Genomic DNA, 17,756 nt, shown 5'->3' with positions numbered 1-17,756 from the left:
AGAGGGGGGCCGCCCCGCTCACGACACACCTACGGGCAACAGAGTAGTCGTCATTTCGATCCCCTCCGGATCAGTTGGTAGCACCCGCACGTAAACGGCTGTGTGCTGTTGAGGAAGAGATTCCGCAGTGGCCGGATTCGAGCACGGCTCTATTCGGCAATATATGTGCGGTAGATCCAGCGGTAAATGGGCAGCAGTTCGGCGTAGTGATCCGCGAACTCGAAATGCTCATAGCCGTTCCAGCGAGGAACCGTCACTCTTGTTTCGCTGTCCAGTGATTTCACTTCCCAGGTCGACGGCGAGCCCTCCGGCCCCCCGCTGAGCATTACGCGAATCGCTTGAGGCATAGCGCTCTCCAGTCGGGAGGATCAGCGCTGATCTATCAGCGGAGGCGTCGGCTCGATTGTTTTCACGCCGTCTTGAGTACAGCCGAAAGATGCTTCCACCACAGAACGGTGAGTGTCACGAACCGCGCAACTGGTCCAGGAATCCCATGCGCGGCGCGTCACTCTCCGGCGTGCGGGAGAGCCGGCCCAAGGGCGGCGCGGACGGTATCGGCGGCCGGCCTCGCGTACGGAACGGCGTGAACGCCACGGTGCCGCAGCCGTCGTGGCCGCGCCGGCCGACGCGGCCTCAGGGCGCAGCGCGGGGGTCCGGGCGCGGGCGGCCGTCGGGACGATGGCCGGTCGTGATGTCAGGAGACAGACCCCGATGACGGATTGGACAGCACAGGGAACTCGCATGGTGCCCCTTGACGAGGTGATGCGAGCCGCCTCTTCCTTGCCGAGGGGCGCTCATTGCGACGAACGATCTCGATGCTGCTCACAACTGGCTGGCCAGTCCTGCGGCGGATCGTCGCTTGCCGCGCTCCCCGGAGAGGAGGGCAGCCCACCGGTTGGATTCAAAACGGTTATCCCACGGAGCTGAATAATCTCGCAATGAGACCGCCGATAGTTCACCCGTATGGCGTAATGCACTGAACGGTTGGCCCTTCCTCTCGACAGGCTCCATGAATTCGGCCCCACCGGGCCGTGAAGTCGGATTCGCGACAGTTTGCCGTCAGGGTGTCGCGGCCGGAAAGAAATGGCGCGCACCTGGCAATTATCCAGTAACGGCTGATTGCGGTGAAATGATCTCGACGTGACTGCTGCGATCACGGCGGCAGCGGCCGCCGGCCGTACCCTGCTCTCGGAGCGCATTTCGGACTGGGCCGATCGGGTGATTGATTGGCACAGGGGTTGATGGCAGTTCATTCATTGGAGTTACTGAAGTCGTTGAACCGGTGGGCCGCCCATCCCTCTCCGGGAAGCTCGGCAATCGGCCCGCCCGTTTCGGCCCTTCCTTCCGGCAGGGCTCCGGCGAGCAGAGCCACTGCATGGCTGCCCCGGAGAGCCACCGGCCGGTGGGTGCTCCCGACACCGGCCGGTGAAGCGGCCCGCCGCGCTTGAGACCGGGCAGTGGTGCGCACGTCGCGGCCGATGCCCGTCGACCCCCGGTCGCCGTCGGGTCCGCCCCGTCCCTGGCGGACTCTCGCCGCAAGCCACTGCCCGGTCGGCTTCCCCCCAGCCAGGATCCGTTCTTCCTCTCATCCCTGACCCCGCGTCGGGCATGAGGGAAGCCTGCCGTCGATCCCGGCCAGTCCCCGTGCGGACCGTCAACGGTCCGCCTGTCACAGGAGGACCCGTCATGTCCACAGACACAACCTCGTCCGGCCAGTCGCGGTCGGTCACCCAACTGCCTTTCCCCTTCGGTCCGCTGCTCCTGGCGGTCCTGCCCAACTCCGGACCGGTCGCCGGCGGCAATACCGTCCAGCTCCTCGGAGTGGGCCTCAGCGGTGCCACCAGCGTTCTGTTCGGTACCACGCCGGCCACCATCGTCTCCCAGGACGTGCTGGGGCTCACTGTCACGATCACGGTCCCGGCGAACGCCGCAGGCACGGTGCCGGTCACCGTGACCACCGGCGGTGGCACGAGCAACCCGGTGTCCTACACCTACGTGGACCCGTCCACGCCCGCTCCTCCCACCGCCACCAGCATCACCCCGGCCTCGGGCCCGGTCGTCGGCGCCACCCCGTTCGTGATCGCCGGCACCAACCTGAGCGGTGTCACTGTCACCGTCAACGGAGTTCCGGCCACCGTGCTGGGCGGCGACCCCACCGGGATCGTGCTGTTCGGGATCATCCCGGCCGGCGCCGCCGCGGGCAACGTCCCGGTCGTGGTCACGACCGCGGCCGGCACCGCCACTGTCCCCGGCGGGTACACCTACATCTGACCAGCCGTCCCCCTCACGGCCCCTTGCCTGCCACGTCGCCACACCGGCTGGCCAGGGCAGTGAACAGCGCCGGCCTGCGAGTTCCTCGCGCAGGCCGGCGCTGTTCACAATCAGGGACGGTTCCGCCGCGACCAGCCCACCCGGGGGTGGTAAAACCAAGGACGCGACGGCAGAGGATACGTTGCGAAGCGTGTGCGCCGGCTGTGCCCGATCGGTCCGCGCCGCCGGAGCGTTCGCAGTCCGGATGTGATCTGCCGCCGGGACGACGCCCCCGCGCCGGCCCCCGGTCAGCAGACGCGAGCGGCCTGCGAACCCTCACCTGCGATGCGGCGCTTTGGGGCCGCTTCGGCCCGGCCCCTCCCCCGCGCCTCCCGGCAGCCCACCAGGACGCGGCCGGCCGGAACCGTACAGGCCGCGTTCTCTCGTCCGCCTCGTGCGACGGGCGCCGGACCCCGGCGACAGCGAGAGCCGCCTCTTCGATTACTTTCGATGCGGGAGCCGTCAACCGCCCGGGCGGAATGTCACGCAGGCGTTCTGTGCGGCATCTCTTCCGATCAGCGTTACGGGGTGTCCGATCCCGCGGTCAGGGCTTCGCCCTTCTTCGAACGGCCTGCCAACAGGCCGGGACCTCCTGGAACGTTCTCGCGTCGTCCGGCCGGTCCCGCGGTTCGGGAGAAAGACGGGGAGACCCGGGCCAATCGCGCCGTCAGCCGTGCAAGACCTGCGTGATGGGCAGGCAGGGGCTGCCACCGTCGACGCCGGTGCCCGCACTGCCGTCGGTGTGGATCAGGTCCCGGCAGGGCTTCGGCACACGCTCGCCGGTCCATTCGAAGTACCAGCCGCCCTGCCGCCAGATCCTGCCACGCCCGCGTCTTCAAACCGAAGTGGCCGTACTCCCACCCGCGGACGGTCTCCTACCGGTCCGGTGTTCACGACCCAGCCGCGCCGCACCCCGTGGCGCAGGCCACCGAACTTGTTCTCGCACCCTTCGCACCCCTCGCACGGCGACGTGCCGGACGATCGCCCCGGCCCGGTTTCACAGCAGACGGCCTCTGCGGCCCCGCTCCGACCTCGTCCCGCGGACAAGCCGCGGCGGACCCGGGCGCCGTGTTGTGTTCACGCGGGGCCCGGCGGACGGGATCGCGGTCGCGGACCGCGGCCTGGAGGGATTTCACCCGGTCAGTGAGATCCGTGCCCAGAATGTGCGGCCGCCGTCGGTCTCCCGCCGTGTTCCCAGCGCCTGGGCGGACTGCGCGACCACCACCAGGCCCCGACCGTACTCGTTGGCTTCGCCGGCACGGTGCGGGACGGACGATATTCCCCCCTCGTCCTGGACTTCCACGAGGAGCCAGTCACCGTCCTTTTGCAGGCGGCCGGTGATCGAGAGGCTGTCGGTGTGGACGATAGCGTTGGTCATCAGCTCAGAGATCACGAGTAAGGCCGCACATCGGGCACCTCCGTCCGTTATGCCTTCAAAGTCCATCCACAGCCGGGCCAGTTGGCGGCAGACCGGCACCGCTCGCTCCAGTGTCGGCACGCGGAACGAGGCCGGTCGTCCCGTAGGCCAGTCGTCGGCCAGGGCCCGGGCTGACGCCGTATTCGGCCATTGCTCAATCTCCTGGGGGGACAATGCGATCTGCGCCCCCGCCCAAGCAGTCGGCAGCATAGTTCTTCCTTTCTCGTCCTGAGCCTTGCTCAGGTGGCGGGGTGGCAGGTCTGCGATTGCGGACACAACACGGCACAAGCCGCCGGCTGCGGATTGCCTGCCGTACCCAAGGTGCCCGCCGGGCGGGGACAACCGCGCCGGGAGCCCAGCGGGCGGTTCAGTGACGGGAAGCGGGGCGCACCCGCCCGCCGCCGGCACGGCGGGCCGTACACGGGGTGAGCCGGGCCGCCCGCAGCCCCGCATCCGCGGTGGTTCCGATCCCGGCCCGGATCGGCTGCGGCCCCCGGTGGCTATGCCCGGACCGGTGCCGTCGAGGTCGCCTGCGCTGCCCCCGGTGGCAGCACAGACGCGAGATGAACGGCGATCTCGCCGAGAAGGACGACACCGGGCACCCGGATCCCCAGGAGCGGTCACGGTCGCGCAGACAGTGCCGGTACCCGGTGGTGATACGGCCGTCCAGCCAGGACCGGCACCCCGAACGCCAGTCACCGAACGGGGTCCGGACGATGCCCGCCGCCGGCATGGAAGGTGATTCGATGCCGTGGAAGGCAGCAGACCCCATGCTCAAGCAACGTCCCCGCACCGTGCGCGACACTGGGCAAATAGACCGAAAACAGGGTGGGAGCGACAAGGTATCCCACGCCGACCGGTGTATCACTGCGCCGACCGGAGCGGTCTCACCGCAGAACTCAGCAGTCCGGTGCCGGGCGTCGGACGTCGGAACAGTCGCCAGGGAAGCGCGCATGGTGCCCCCAAAGAGGTCACATGGGCCGCCGCGCCAGTCGGCACCGGCTACTGGCACCGACTGGCGGATCCAAACCCCTCCCACGGGGGTGCCCATTGCGGCAGTCCCACCCTGCAGATCCCCAGGCTTTCACCTCACCTGGACAGCTACGAGAGAAATGAGCAGCCGCTCCCCCGGAAAGGGTGGGCGGCCCACCGGTTTGGATAATGACAGTTATCCTCTCGGCCGCATATGACAGCAACAAAGCCGACAGGATGTCACCCGGATGGCGTAGTTGTGTCAATATCCTCGCCCCCGCACCGGACCGATCAAAGGCTCCCCGGGCAGGGCCGTCTTTCAAGCATCCCGGATGGAGTGGTTCATGCACGCGGGCAGCCCGCGATGCCATGGAACCGATGCCACATGGTGTAACGATCCTTCTTGGAGAATCGCTTCTCCTGACTCCCTTTCACAACCGTCTGCCACAGCTGGTCCTGGCGTGATCTTTTCGGCCTGATCACGTCGGTGAATTCGATGGCCGGTAACGCCCCATGACAGAGCCATAAGGCGTCACGACATCACGACCCTCTCGTTCTGCGTGGCTGTGCGCTTCGACACCTTGTCCGGCACCCATGACTCGGCCGAAAACCGCACCGCCACAGGCCAGATTGCCCCCGGCACCACGGACCCCCCGACCAACGGACGGCGTGAGACGGACCCGCCGACTGCCGTGACCAGGCATATCGACACGTGCCGCACAGTCGGCCACCGACCCCGACCACCGCATCACAGTGATCGTTCGACGCCGAGTCACGAAACAGAACAGCCTGGGCGCTGCAACAGATGAAGTCGCGCACCGGCAGAAGACTCGGCCATGGAACCGACACCCGAGCGACAGGCTTCCCGCAGCATCTTCACGTCGGGTGAGCGAGATCAGGCGATGCTCACCAGCCACATCTGTATAACAACCAGCCATTTCCACGCTGCACCACCCGGCGCACCACCCGGCGCACCACCCTGCCCCCCACAGAGCGCATTCATGCGGAAAATAAAATTCCTTCCCCATATAAGGTGACCGAGCTTGGACCTTGCAGATGAAAAAAGAGATGACTCCTTGTCATCACCGCATCGATTCAGCCAGATAGTTCCCCAGTTGAACACTGCCCGTGCAGCCGGACGAACATGAGGACAACAGGCACCGAGCGGACCTCGTGCAGGCCCAGGTGTTCCCTCCATCTGCACTCCACCAATTTGGAAATTGAGTCGCTTCAGTCGCTGAAAGGAGTACACATGATTCCTGAACCGCACCTGTGTGACAGCGACTCAGGCCGGGCCGTAGCGTCCCAACCGGCAACTTCGCCTGACGCCCTGTCGATCGCACTGTGGTGCACCCGCCGGCGCCGGGCGGTGCAGCCGCTGGCTGTCCGTCGCAAGACACCCCCCTGCCACGATTACCAAAAACCGGGCCACAGCCGCCGGTGCCCGGGCACCCGGGCCGGCCGCCGGTGTCACTGCTCCCACACCGCAGCGACCGATCCCGGGTGCATCCGGACAGGGCGGGCGCAACAGCCCGGGCCCGGAGCCGGTATCGCGCACAAAGGTGCTGGTCTCGTCGTCATCGATACCGATGCCCACGGGACACTGCTGCCCGGCATCGCGACTCCCCCGCCAATGTCACTGCACGGGCACCGGTCCGCAATTCACCGTCCCGCGCTCCCCGCGGCGCTGTGGGCCGCAATAGACCCGGCCCAGGATGTATCGACACGGCTGCGACCAATCTCGGCCTCCGGCCTGGTGAGGACGATCAGGCTCGAAGCCAGATGCGGCACACCCTGGAGGCACTGCCCGAACGTGAACGAACGGCCGTCGAGGAAGCGATGCGAGAACTGCGCAAGGCACGCTCGGCCGCTGGCTTCATCCCCGTGGATGGGCTGAACATCCGGAGCGCACATGAGCGGAGCTGAATCGTCCCGCGACGCCCGTGTGGCACGCCTGCGTCGGGCCCGGCAGGCGGACAGCGCCTCCAAGCCCGCCCGCACGCACGGCGCCATCCGTCGCCTGCTCACTGCCGGACAGCGCGTTTCCTTCGTCCGTGTGGCACGCGAAGCGGACGTGTCGACCTGGTTCGTCTACAACAACCCCGCGGTCAAGGCCACGATCCGGGAGGCGATGAGCGACCAGGACCATCACGGCGTGGAAGCAGCCGCGGTTCCCCGGCCTGAGCGAACCACGCCCGCCGGCCTGCACACCGACCTCGCGCTCGCCCGTGAGGAGATCCAGGACCTGAAACGAGAGCGTGACACCTTGAAGCGCCGTGTCCAGCTTGCCCTGGGCGCGGATATCGACAACGCGGCACAAACCGATCTCGTACATCGCATACAGGACCCGGAACGCCAGAATCAAGCCCTGGCCAGAGACCTCACCGAGGCCCGCACTCGCGCCTATGGACTCGCGAAACAACATGAGGAATCGGAAGAAACCATCGCGTCGCTCCGGCTCGCCCTACGAAAGGCCATGCGGACAGTCCCTTGAGATCCTGATCCAACCCAGAAGTGGTGGCTCGCTGGGCAGGACCACCACGCCTCGTCACCGGGCGAGTTCGACCGACAGCCACTGCGCGATGTCGGTGACGACGGCAAGGTCGACGTGTTGGGGTGCTTCATAGTCAGTCGGCGTGGATGGGCCTTCGCCGGGGAAGAACAGGTGGTCGTCGGCATCGTAGATGCGGATCGTCACATCCAAGCGGTGGGCGAGACCACGCCTCCACCGCGCGAGGTCGTCGTCGACGGTCACTTGGTAGTCGCGCCCTCCCTGAAGTAGAAGCATCGGTTTGTCCACCCCGGCAGCAGTGGAGACCGGGTCGTAGTCGCGCATGTCCAGCCAGTACGGTGCCGGGAAGCCGAACGGCAGGTCCTCGGCCGGCGTCGATGCAGCCAACTCCGGGCTGTCGACACGTGCGGCCTGTGCGGCGGCAATGGCGACGGCGGCTTCGAGTTCAGGGCCGGGGTACACGGTGGACAGGTAGCGGGTGACCCGGACGGCGGCGTGATGCATCGGCTGGGTGTCCCCAGCCAGGATCACCAGGCCGGCAAGAGACGGTTCGGCGGCTGCTACGCGCGGCGCTACCTTGCCGCCCATGCTGTGACCCAGCAGGAAGACTCGTTCGGCGTCCACGGCCGGGTGGCCGCGGAGCAGGTGGACGGCGGCGACCGCATGCGGCACGTACTCGTCCGACATGGTGAAACCGGGCGTGGAGGCGACATCTGGGTGGATGTGTGTCACCTTGTCGAACCGCAGCACCGCCACACCGCGGCTGGCCAGTCCCCAGGCCAGGTCCTTCAGCGGCTTGTTCGGTCCGCTGGTCTCGTCGCGGTCGAAGGGGCCGCCGCCGCTGAGGAGTACGACGCCGGGCCGTGGGCCGCGCCTGCGGGGCAGCGTCAGCGTGCCGGGCACGGCGAGTGGGCCGGTGCCGACTGTGACCTCCTGCTCGGTGAACCTGCTCCGGGCCGCGTAGGGCGGCGACGTCCAGGACATGGTGGACAGGGGCGCGAATCGTAGGCCGTGCAGCATGCCGGTGTCGTCGACCGACATGACCACGGTCAGGCCCCCGTGTTCGCAGGTCACCGGGACGCTCACGCGGACCAGCTTCGGCTCGTGCTGTTCGCTCGTCGGTTGTCCGACTTCCGAGATCGGTCCTTTCGCGCCCGTCTCGATCGCCCAGGCCGTCCGCAGCATTTCCGCGGACACGACTGCTCGCAGTCGCGGGGCGAAAAGCTCTTCGATCTCGGTGAAGCGCCCGCTGCGCGCCAGGTCAACGACCAGCATCGCACTCTGCATCGGACTCGGTCTCATCCCCCACTACCTTTCTCATTTTTTGCGAACGGTAGCAGATTGCGAGAAGGTTCACTCATGGACACGTTGGAACTCCTGGCGCACCCGGTGCGTCTCCGGATCGTGCACGCCATGCGTGGCGGGCGAATGCTGACCACGGCCCAGTTGTGCGCGCTGTTGCCCGACGTATCGAAAGCGATGCTCTACCGGCATGTCGACCTGCTTTCCGGGAACGGCATCCTCGAAGTGGCCGAGGAGCGGCGGGTGCGGGGCGCGGTGGAACGGACCTTCCGCCTGCGCCAGGACCGCGCGGTCATCGACACGGACATGGTCAAGTCACTCTCGCTCGACGATCACCGCAGCGCGTTCGCAACCGCACTCGCCGTGCTGGCTGCCGAGTTCAATGCCTACCTCGAACAAGAACACGCCGACCCGGCCGCGGATCTCGTCGGCTACCGTCAGCACGCGGTCTGGCTCAGCCGCGACGAACTCCACGACCTGATCAGTGAGCTGCGAAGCGCGATCGCACCACGACTGGCCAACCAGCCCACAAGCGACCGCGCGCGATACCTGCTGAGCCCGATCCTCTTCCCGACCGAGGAACCGCCCGGAGACTCGGCCACTGCTTGAGCACTGGCAACCCGAAGAATGTGCAAGATCGCTGAGAACCAGCAGGCGACGAAGCAGCCCACATCGGCAGTGCCTCCCCGACCTCGGCATCCGACAGCGCGGCAATCGAGGCGGCCTCGCGCTACCTGCGCGCCGGAGGCGACGGCGGTGTTGAGGGTGCCGGATGGGGCGGCCGCAGGCGATCACCGTCGCTTGAGGGCACCGTGGCCCGCACCGTCCCGCCGTCACTGCCCAAGGTCTGCCGCAACGACTGTGTCGACGTCCTGCTCGTCGTCACGGTCCTGGCCGACCGCCTCGACGCACACGGCTTACCGATGCCTGCCTGAAGAACGCCTCCGGGAACTGGCCTCACTTGCCAGGTATTCCAGGACCTCGGCACCCGTCCGGCCTGGCAGACCGTAGGGCGGTTACGCCTCCCGCCGACGTCGCACCGCTCGCCGTATCACGGTCGGGACGAACCCCGCAGCAACGCTGACCACGACCGCGGCCCCGGCCAGCAGGGTCGAACGCCAGGGCCAGGCCGCGCCGGCCAGCGCCAGGAGGGAGGAGGGGTACTCGGAGAACTTCGCCGTGACCAGGGCCGTACGGCGGTCGCTGTGCTCGGCGAGGTCACGCAGGACCGGGTCGAACCCGAACTCCTCGGTGTGCGGCCCCCACCGGGCAGCTCCACGGCCGGCTTGTTGTGGTGCGCCCAGGTACGCAGCGGCGCATCGACGGCCGACGGCTGCGCGACGCCGGGCACGACGAAGCGGTCGACCCCGGGGGATCCACGGTCTGCTGTCCGGGTGACGAGTACGAGACCGTGACGGGTGGTGACGGTGCCACGGGCGCCGAGCACCACCGTTCGCGCGGTGAACGACACCCCGCCGTAGGCTTCGAAGGCCGCGGCCGCGTCGATCTCGCCGACGCCGTCGACCAGGCCGATGCCCACCGTCGGACGCAGCCAGGGGAACGCTGCGTTCAGCGCGTACGGCAGGTCACCGACAGCAAGGTGGTTGGCCGGGATCTCCGTCGGCCCGTCCAAAGTCCAGCCCGGATACGACAGTTCCTTCCCGATCCGGGCGGCCTCGTCCTTGCCTGCCAGTTCCTCCACCACCCGCAGCGCACCGACGGTGCCGGAGGTGATGCCGGCGGTGGTGGTCACGCGGCCGTCTTCGGCGTACCGCTGACCACACTCCCAGTGCACCTGGGGGTACCGGTGCTTCAGAGCGCCGATGCCGGACCAGAACGACGTCGCGTCACGGCCGTCCAGCAGGCCGGAGGCCGCCAGCAGCTCCGAGCCCGCGCACACCCCAGAACACGCGCGCCCCTACGGTGCCGCTCCACGATCCACTGCCGCAGCCGCGCCTCGTTGGCACTGGCGGGGTCGGCCACGGCTGGCGCATGGCCGTGGTGAGCGACCAGTGCGTCGTGCACGCCCGGCCGTCCAGCAGTCCCGCCTCCCCAACAACGGCGGCGCCGCTGCACACCGAAGCCACCCCGGCCCCGCGTAGTATGCGTCCCGCACCCACCGCACGGCCGCGTCCGAGACCAGCCGGTCGGATCCGGTCAGCCGTGGCCCCGGCACCACGGGGTGAAGCCGCACCGCAGACGCTTGTGCAGCGGTCCGCTGCCGCCGGAGTTGCGGAACATCTCGGCGGCTTGCGGGCCGTGGAATTCGTCGCCGACTGTGGTGCGCTCGGCGCGACCGGGCAGCACCCAGGCGACGGTTCCGCCGACGGGAGGCAGCCGGTCGGCAAAGCGTTGGATGTTCGGCACGATGCCGCGGGCATAGGGGTTGGCGTCGATGAAGAACGGCACCATGTCGATGACGACCAGCGCGGTGCGGGTGGGATCGAGGCTGGTGTACGCGAAGCGGCGGCCGCGACGTTCTTCCTGGCGCTGGTACTCACGGTCATCGATACGCCAGCTGTGGAGAGGTGCCTCGGTGTCCTGCGCAGCGGTTCCCTCCGTCAGTCGTGGTCCGGGTGGAGCTTGCGGTTGGTTCCGGAGCGGCCGATATCCAGATCCAGTAAAGAGGTCAGGGCGGTGCCGCTGTTCCAGAAGCCGAGCAGGTTGACGTCGATCAGGCACAGCTGGTGCCGGGCGGCAAACTTGCGAGCTGGGTCGGTGAAGACGCAGGAGGCGACGAAGACGGGAACGTCGGCGCCGTGTTCGGCGCGGGCGGTGCCGTTGAACATCTGGATGTCACGGCTGCCGACCGTGCGGTGCTTGGCATAGCGCTTGCACTGGATGACGATGCGTCGGCCGTCGGGCAGGAGGCCGGTCACGTCGGCCCCGAGGTCGCCGGCCCCGCCGACGCGTTTGACGTCGGTGCAGCCGTCTCGGCGGCACAGATCGGCGACGTACTCCTCGAACTCGCGGTCGTCCATCGCCCAGACCGACTCAAGCGACCGGCGGACCTGCCGTCGTGCTTCTTCGGCAAGCCGGGCCTTCTCGGCCTGTGCTTCGCGTCGCCCTGCACGTACCAGGCCCGTGACGACGACTGTGGCGACCGCGGCGGCCGACGCCACCAGCAGCACAGTCCCCATGCTTGCCCCTCCTCTGCCTTCGGCGGTATGCCCGCCTTCTGCCTCCCCAGATCGGAGCCGGTCTATCCGGGAGGTTGGTCAGGTAGGAGTGCCGGTGTTCCGCGAGGTGAGCTCGACGCTGAACCCGGTGTAGTGGTGGGGGTGGACGAGCTTCCGGCGGCGTGCACGATGTCGCCGGTGCGGTCATGCAAGGCACTCGTCGAGCAGTTCGACGCGGATGCGGCGAGAGGGGTGAAGGTGTAGAGGTCGCGGATGCCGGGCGGATCCGCGAGGCCTTGGCCGCCCGCCTCGATCCAGGCGGCGATGTCGTTGGCGGCGGCAGGATCATTGACCAGGCCGAGCCGGAGAGGCCGTCCACCGGCCCCCGCCGCTCCCCCGCCCGGTCCCCCGGCCGGCGGCAACCGGTGCCGGCTCGTACCAGCGCGTCGGGGAGTCGAACAGTGGCCGTGCGGGCGTCCGGGTCTACCCCCATGCTGGAAATGAGGGGGGAAGCGACGGAGGAGTGGTGAGGATGCAGACCGTTGTGGATCTCACGCGCTGCCAGGGCTATGCGCAGTGCGTGTTCCTCGCGCCGGAGGTGTTCCAGCTGCACGGGGAGGAGGGATTGCTGTACGCCCCGGCCGTCCCCGACGACCAGGTCGAGCGCGTGCGCCAGGCCGCAGCGGCATGCCCGGTCCAGGCCATCCTCCTCGGTGAGAAGGTGAGCGCCGGTGCCCGGTGACCTCAAAGACGGCCGCATCGTCATCGTCGGCGCGTCGCTGGCCGGGTTGAGGGCCGCAGAGACGCTGCGTGAAGAGGGCTTCACCGGCTCACTGACCGTGGTCGGGGACGAGCCCCATCCGCCCTACGACCGGCCACCACTGTCCAAGCAAGTGCTGCTCGGCAAGGCGCCGGCGGACACCACGGAGCTGCCGATGCGCCGGGACCCGGACGCCGACTGGCGGCTGGGAGTAGCCGCCACCGGCCTGGACCCTCTCGGGAAACGGATCATGCTGGCCGACGGCGAGTCACTGCCGTTCGACCGGCTGCTGATCACCACCGGGACCCGGGCGCGCCCCTGGCCCAACCCTGAGGAGGCCGCCCTGGACGGGGTTTTCACCCTGCGCACCCGCGACGAGGGCGGCAAGCTGGCCGAGCGACTGGCCTCCGGGCCTCGGCGGGTGCTGGTGATCGGTGGCGGCTTCACCGGCTCGGAGATCGCCTCGGCCTGCCGGGAACGGGGGCTGGAGGTCACGGTCGCCGAACGCGGTCCCGCACCTCTGGTGGGCGCGCTCGGCGGCACCCTGTCGAAACTTGCGGCCGTCATGCAGCGCAACCATGGCGTGGACCTGCGCTGCGGGGTGACGGTCACCGCCCTGCGCGGGGACGGCAGCGGCCGGTTCATCGGTGCGGACCTGTCCGACGGCAGCCGCGTCGAGGCGGACGTGTGCGTCGTGGCGTTGGGGGCGGTCCGCAACGTGGAGTGGCTGGCGGAGTCCGGCCTGGCCGCGGGCCCGCGCGGGATCGCCTGCGACGCCGGCTGCCGGGCCTTCAACATGTACGGGATCGTCACCGACGACGTCTTCGTGGCCGGTGACGTCTCCCGGTTCCCGCACCCGCTGTTCGGGTACCAGTTGCTCTCCCTGGAGCACTGGGGCAACGCGGTCGCGCAGGCCGAGGTGGCGGCCCACAACATGGTCAATCCGGGACCCCTGCGGCGCCCGCACCTCGCCCTCCCGACATTCTGGTCGACCCAGTTCGGGCTCAACATCAAGTCGGTGGGCGTGCCCACCTTCTCCGACCACGTGGTCATCGCGCAAGGCTCTCTGGAGGCGCGCCGTCTGGCGATGGTCTACGGCTACCAGGGGCGGGTCACCGCCGCGGTCACCGTCGACATGGCCAAGTCGCTCGACTACTACAGGCACCTGATCGAGACGGCTGCTCCGTTCCCGCCCCCGCCCGGCGCGGCGGACCGGGCGATCGCGGCCGACATCCCGATTCCGTCCGACGTGCCGGATCCGAAGGGGCTTTCCCACGGCCCCATCGTGGCGCTCACCGGTCACCTGCCCGATCGCCGGCTGACGGTGGTGCAGCCCACCGGCTGACCCACGTCCCGCCCAACCACGAGGAGGCACCATGGACTCCGACACCTTGCTGGCACGGATCACCGACTACGCGAACCGTCCCAACCCCTACCCGCTGTACGCGGAGCTCCGCGAGGCCGGTCCCGTGGTGCGCCAGGCAGACGGCAGCTATCTGGTCGGCACGTACCACGAGATCGCCGCTCTGCTCCACGACCCTCGGATGAGTGCCGTTCCGCGCTCCCGCACCACCACGTCTCCGTCCGAGGAGACGGCGAAGCCGCCGTTCCTGCGGCTCGACGACCCCGAGCACCACAGGCTGCGCACCCTGGCCATGCGCCCGTTCGGCCCGCCGCACAGCCCGGGCCGGGTCGATGCCATGCGCGGCGGGATCACCCAGCTCACCAAGGAACTGACGGGGGCCTTCCGGGCGGGCCGGCAGATCGACATCGTCGACGATTTCGCCTACCCACTGCCCGTCACCGTGATCTGCCGCCTGCTCGGCGTACCGCGCGAGGACGAGCCGCTGTTTCGAGCTTGGTCCGACGCTCTGGTCGCATCCGCCGACATGAGGCCGGATGAGGATTCCACCGAGCAGGACCAGACGGGCAACCAGGCGCAGATCGAGATGGGCCGGTACCTGGTGGACCTCGCCGAACAGCGCCGTGGCCACCCGAGCGACGACATGCTGTCCGCCTTCGTCAACGAGCCGGATCCGGCCCTGCGGCTCACCCGCGAGGACCTCGCACAAACCGCCGTGCTGCTGTTGATCGCGGGACACGAGACCACGGTCAACCTGATCGCCAACGGGGTCCTCACCCTGCTGCGCCGCCCCGAGCATCTGGATCAGCTGCGTCGCGAACCCGACCTGCTACCGCAAGCGGTGGAGGAACTGCTGCGCTACGAACCCCCGGTCCACATGCGCGAGAGGATCCCCCGAGCCGACATCGACGTCGCCGGCACCACGATCCCCAAAGGCACGTCCGTCGTACTGGTGCTGGCCTCAGGCAGCCGCGACCCCAAGCGGTTTCGCGAGCCCGACCGGTTCGACCCCACCCGCCCGGACAACCAGCACTTCGGCTTCGGCAGCGGTATCCACCTATGCTACGGCGCACCACTCGCCCGCATCGAGGCTCAGGCCGCGCTCGGCGCGCTGATCCCCCACCTCGGCACGGCCCGCCTGGTCCAGGACCCGCCCCCCTACCGGCAGAACGCCATGCTCCGCGGACCTCGCCATCTGCCCATTCAGCTATGAGGCCACGTGGCGGCACACAGGGCAGCGGGCACATCCTCCGGGGCTCCTCGATCGGCGGCGTCTTCTCGCTGCCGGGCCTTGGCCTGTACCACGCATCCACCACGCTTCCAAGTTCGTACTGGAAGGCTTGAGCCTCACAACGGAGGTGACCGGCTTCGGTATCAAGGTCATCCTGCTCGAACCCGCCGGCTACGCGACCGACTGGGATCGCTCTTCGGCGGTCCACTGTGACCGGCTTGGCGCATACGACGAGTTCCGCGCGAGCAACTCGCTGCGCGTGGCGTCCGGGCGCGCCGACCCACACGCAAGCTCCCTCCGCGCCGACCTCTTCGCCCATGCCGAACAGCCCGTAGCCTGCGGCAGAACCGCATCGTCGTACTGGAGCGGGACCTGGGCATGGACAGCCTCGCTCTGCTCGAACTGGTGGAGACCCTCCAAGGCCGCCTGTCGATCGTTGTGCCGGATGAGGTCACCGCCCGTATCCGTAAGGTCGCAGACTTGCAGGATGCGGTGGCCCACCTGGTGGCTGCCGCGCTTTGATCCGCGCCGACCCCAAGGACCTGATCGTGAGCGAACGCGTCATCTCCCCCCTGAACCGCGGCTTCCTCTTCCTCGACTCCCACCCGGCTGGCTGCCGCAAGATGGTGGCCGACATGTGGCAGGCCGTCCCCGCCAGGCAGCCCCGCGGGGTCGGTCCGGTGGCACTCGTCATCGGTTCGTCCGCCGGGTACGGGCTCGCCGCCACGATCGCCGGGCTCGCCCGCGCCGGGATCCGCGGCATCGGGGTCTGTTTCGAGAAGGCACCCGGCCGACGCACCGGCACGGCCGGCTGGTACCGCACCGCAGCCACCGCCGAGCTGGCCCGTAAGCACGGCCGGGACATGATCTTCCTCAACGGCGACGCGTTCTCCGATGCGATGAAGCATCAGGTCGCCGACCTCGTCAAGCAGCGGTACGGGCGGCTGGACTACCTGATCTATTCGGTGGCCGCCCCGCGGCGTACCGACCCGGACACCGGCGTCACCTACTCCTCCGTCCTCAAGCCGATCGGCGAGCCCTACCGGACCAAAACCCTGAACTTGGACGCCTCCGGCGCCCCGGAGGTCACGGAGGTGGAAACCGCACCGGCAGCGGGCGACGACATCGAGCAGACCACCGCGGTGATGGGCGGCGCGGACTGGGAGCGGTGGATCGACCACCTGGCCGGACGGAACCTGCTCGCCGACGGGTTCACCACCGCCGCGCTCTCCTACATCGGCTCGCCTCTGACCGCGGGCATCTACCGGCAGGGCACCATCGGCGCGGCCAAGGCCCATCTCGAGGCCACCGCCCGCACCCTGAACGAACGCCTGGACAAGCTCGTCGGCGGACGCGCGCTCACCTCCGTCAACGGAGCCGCCGTCACCCAGTCCTCCACCGCCATCCCCGGCATCGCCCTCTACGTCGGCCTGCTGCGCGGCGTCCTCGACCAGGGCATGGTCCCGCCGATCGACCAACTCACCGAGCTGTGGGACCAGCTCACCGACGCCCGCCCTTTCACTCTCGACGACGACGGCCGAGTACGCCTCGATGCCTGGGAACTCGCACCCTCGGTGCAGGAGGCCGTCACCGACCGCTGGAACAGCGCCACCACGAGCAGCATCGGTGATCTCGCAGACCTCGAGTGGTTCCAGGCCGAAGTCCAGCGCCTGTACGGCTTCGCCGTACCCGGCATCGATTACACCGCTCCCGTCGACACCGACATCCCCTGGCCGGACCCGACCGCCTGACCCCACCTTTGGAGGAACGCCATGCGCCTGCCCACCGACGACACCCTCATCAGCCGGCAGCAGGACCTGGAGACCACGCTCACCGCATTCGCCGACCACGAACTGCGCCAGGCCACCGCCCGGATCAGCGAAGCTGCCGTGCACGACGCGGCCGCCGCCTGCCTGATCCGCCCGAGCACCGAGCAAGCGCCTGCTGGGCATGGCGTTCCTCCACGCCGCACACACCTTCAACGCCGACACCCACCTCCAGAGGGCCGACCTGACCGCGGTCGCGGCCACGCTGGAGATCCGCCACGGAGCGTGCCCCACTTGGAGGTGTAGGCGGGATCGACGGCGATGACCGCGATGCCGGTGGTGTTGGCCACTGACCGTTGGAGGAGACACGGGCATACAGGCCACACCGGCACAACCTCGCGCGTTGCGTTGGTCTCCACGTTCACCAGGATCGTGCGCAACCCGACCCGCTGAGCCGGCACCGGCAAGGTGCCCTCACGGAACCAGCGATACGCGGTCTGCGGATGCACACCCTGCGTCTTCGCCCACTCCGTGAGGTTCACGCCTACGACCGCAACGAAAACCGCCAAAACGAACCATCGCTCACAAGAGAGGTCTGACCAGACAACAGGTGCTCACGGCGTCCAGGGCCATCGCCTTCGTGGCATCGACGCCGAGCGGCCCCGCGCACAACTGCAGGCGTTCGGGGTGCCAGTCCGTGTACGTCCACCCGCGTTCCTTCGCCAGGCGACGCCGCGCTGCGCTGCGGTCCCGCTGATCCTTCTTCCTCGACATGCCCCACCCCTCTATCCGCCCGGGGCGCTCACCCGGCCCCAACTCCCCTCGTGGCAAGGGCGTCAGGCCTTGGCCAGCGGGCATCCCAGGACTTGTCGCCGCGTCGGGTTCGCTGAACGGATGCGGATGTGGGGGCGGTGGGGGGGGGGGGGGGGGGGGGGGGGGGGGGGGGGGGGGGGGGGGGGGGGGGGGGGGGGGGGGGAGGCCCTCGGTTGGAGGTGCGAGTGAAG

General features: G+C 68.7%; 18 protein-coding genes and 1 pseudogene. 11 read left to right on the top strand and 8 right to left on the bottom strand.

The features are described from left to right. Positions 1 to 149 precede the first annotated feature (149 nt). Positions 150 to 347, bottom strand: coding sequence for a DUF5988 family protein (locus ACZ7IB_RS40035; protein ID WP_470919552.1), 198 nt, complete (start codon positions 345 to 347; stop codon positions 150 to 152). 1,339 nt (positions 348 to 1,686) lie between these two features. On the opposite strand from ACZ7IB_RS40035, the gene ACZ7IB_RS40030 reads away from it, so the two are divergent. Then, the gene (locus tag ACZ7IB_RS40030) at positions 1,687 to 2,271 is read left to right on the top strand and encodes an IPT/TIG domain-containing protein (protein ID WP_470919550.1); all 585 of its coding nucleotides are present in this window, start codon (positions 1,687 to 1,689) and stop codon (positions 2,269 to 2,271) included. Between the two features lie 1,171 nt (positions 2,272 to 3,442). Here ACZ7IB_RS40030 and ACZ7IB_RS40025 read toward each other — a convergent pair. Continuing rightward, on the bottom strand, positions 3,443 to 3,937 hold the full coding sequence (locus tag ACZ7IB_RS40025; protein WP_470919548.1) for an ATP-binding protein: 495 nt from the start codon (positions 3,935 to 3,937) through the stop codon (positions 3,443 to 3,445). Positions 3,938 to 5,843: 1,906 nt separating this feature from the next. On the opposite strand from ACZ7IB_RS40025, the gene ACZ7IB_RS40020 reads away from it, so the two are divergent. Both ACZ7IB_RS40020 and ACZ7IB_RS40015 read left to right on the top strand, forming a co-directional pair. After that, the gene (locus ACZ7IB_RS40020) at positions 5,844 to 6,596 is read left to right on the top strand and encodes a bifunctional DNA primase/polymerase (protein ID WP_470919546.1); all 753 of its coding nucleotides are present in this window, start codon (positions 5,844 to 5,846) and stop codon (positions 6,594 to 6,596) included. A gap of 15 nt (positions 6,597 to 6,611) precedes the next feature. Then, a complete protein-coding gene (locus ACZ7IB_RS40015) occupies positions 6,612 to 7,193 on the top strand; it encodes a DUF6262 family protein (RefSeq protein WP_470919545.1) in 582 nt (193 codons plus the stop codon). 54 nt (positions 7,194 to 7,247) lie between these two features. Here ACZ7IB_RS40015 and ACZ7IB_RS40010 read toward each other — a convergent pair whose 3' ends face one another. After that, positions 7,248 to 8,513, bottom strand: a complete 1,266-nt coding sequence (locus ACZ7IB_RS40010; protein ID WP_470919543.1) for an alpha/beta hydrolase — start codon at positions 8,511 to 8,513, stop codon at positions 7,248 to 7,250. Between the two features lie 57 nt (positions 8,514 to 8,570). On the opposite strand from ACZ7IB_RS40010, the gene ACZ7IB_RS40005 reads away from it, so the two are divergent. Both ACZ7IB_RS40005 and ACZ7IB_RS40000 read left to right on the top strand, forming a co-directional pair. After that, positions 8,571 to 9,122, top strand: a complete 552-nt coding sequence (locus ACZ7IB_RS40005; protein ID WP_470919541.1) for a helix-turn-helix domain-containing protein — start codon at positions 8,571 to 8,573, stop codon at positions 9,120 to 9,122. Positions 9,123 to 9,325: 203 nt separating this feature from the next. Beyond that, entirely contained in the window at positions 9,326 to 9,448 is a 123-nt protein-coding gene (locus tag ACZ7IB_RS40000) for a hypothetical protein (protein WP_470919540.1), read from the top strand. 116 nt (positions 9,449 to 9,564) lie between these two features. Here the strand turns inward: ACZ7IB_RS40000 and ACZ7IB_RS39995 are convergent, their stop codons facing one another. The 3 genes from ACZ7IB_RS39995 to ACZ7IB_RS39985 all read right to left on the bottom strand — a co-directional run bounded on the left by ACZ7IB_RS39995 (position 9,565) and on the right by ACZ7IB_RS39985 (position 11,653). Further along, complete coding sequence (locus ACZ7IB_RS39995) at positions 9,565 to 10,413, bottom strand: type 1 glutamine amidotransferase family protein (RefSeq protein WP_470919538.1); 849 nt, start codon at positions 10,411 to 10,413, stop codon at positions 9,565 to 9,567. A 257-nt stretch (positions 10,414 to 10,670) separates the two neighbouring features. Next, positions 10,671 to 10,925, bottom strand: coding sequence for a hypothetical protein (locus tag ACZ7IB_RS39990; RefSeq protein WP_470919537.1), 255 nt, complete (start codon positions 10,923 to 10,925; stop codon positions 10,671 to 10,673). Between the two features lie 149 nt (positions 10,926 to 11,074). Then, entirely contained in the window at positions 11,075 to 11,653 is a 579-nt protein-coding gene (locus tag ACZ7IB_RS39985; RefSeq protein WP_470919535.1) for a restriction endonuclease, read from the bottom strand. Between the two features lie 511 nt (positions 11,654 to 12,164). On the opposite strand from ACZ7IB_RS39985, the gene ACZ7IB_RS39980 reads away from it, so the two are divergent. The 6 genes from ACZ7IB_RS39980 to ACZ7IB_RS39955 all read left to right on the top strand — a co-directional run bounded on the left by ACZ7IB_RS39980 (position 12,165) and on the right by ACZ7IB_RS39955 (position 17,058). Next, complete coding sequence (locus ACZ7IB_RS39980; RefSeq protein ID WP_470919533.1) at positions 12,165 to 12,374, top strand: ferredoxin; 210 nt, start codon at positions 12,165 to 12,167, stop codon at positions 12,372 to 12,374. Beyond that, positions 12,364 to 13,737, top strand: a complete 1,374-nt coding sequence (locus ACZ7IB_RS39975) for an NAD(P)/FAD-dependent oxidoreductase (RefSeq protein WP_470919531.1) — start codon at positions 12,364 to 12,366, stop codon at positions 13,735 to 13,737. The genes ACZ7IB_RS39980 and ACZ7IB_RS39975 overlap by 11 nt, the downstream gene beginning before the upstream one ends. A 31-nt stretch (positions 13,738 to 13,768) precedes the next feature. After that, entirely contained in the window at positions 13,769 to 14,968 is a 1,200-nt protein-coding gene (locus ACZ7IB_RS39970) for a cytochrome P450 (RefSeq protein WP_470919529.1), read from the top strand. Between the two features lie 396 nt (positions 14,969 to 15,364). Next, complete coding sequence (locus ACZ7IB_RS39965; protein WP_470919527.1) at positions 15,365 to 15,508, top strand: hypothetical protein; 144 nt, start codon at positions 15,365 to 15,367, stop codon at positions 15,506 to 15,508. A gap of 26 nt (positions 15,509 to 15,534) precedes the next feature. Continuing rightward, positions 15,535 to 16,737 carry an enoyl-[acyl-carrier-protein] reductase FabV gene (gene fabV / locus ACZ7IB_RS39960; RefSeq protein WP_470919525.1) on the top strand — a complete coding sequence of 401 codons (1,203 nt, stop codon included), beginning with the start codon at positions 15,535 to 15,537 and terminating at the stop codon, positions 16,735 to 16,737. A 21-nt stretch (positions 16,738 to 16,758) separates the two neighbouring features. Then, a complete protein-coding gene (locus ACZ7IB_RS39955; RefSeq protein ID WP_470919573.1) occupies positions 16,759 to 17,058 on the top strand; it encodes a hypothetical protein in 300 nt (99 codons plus the stop codon). A 113-nt stretch (positions 17,059 to 17,171) separates the two neighbouring features. On the opposite strand, the pseudogene ACZ7IB_RS39950 reads toward ACZ7IB_RS39955, so the two are convergent. Beyond that, positions 17,172 to 17,294, bottom strand: a pseudogene (locus tag ACZ7IB_RS39950) (IS607 family transposase); the annotation flags it as partial. Positions 17,295 to 17,334: 40 nt separating this feature from the next. Continuing rightward, on the bottom strand, positions 17,335 to 17,526 hold the full coding sequence (locus tag ACZ7IB_RS39945; RefSeq protein ID WP_470919523.1) for a hypothetical protein: 192 nt from the start codon (positions 17,524 to 17,526) through the stop codon (positions 17,335 to 17,337). Between the last annotated feature and the right edge of the window lie 230 nt (positions 17,527 to 17,756).

Source organism: Streptomyces sp. NPDC037301 (genome assembly GCF_055602785.1).
The sequence above is the reverse complement of the archived record's forward strand: the minus strand, read 5'-3'. Positions and strand labels throughout refer to the sequence as shown.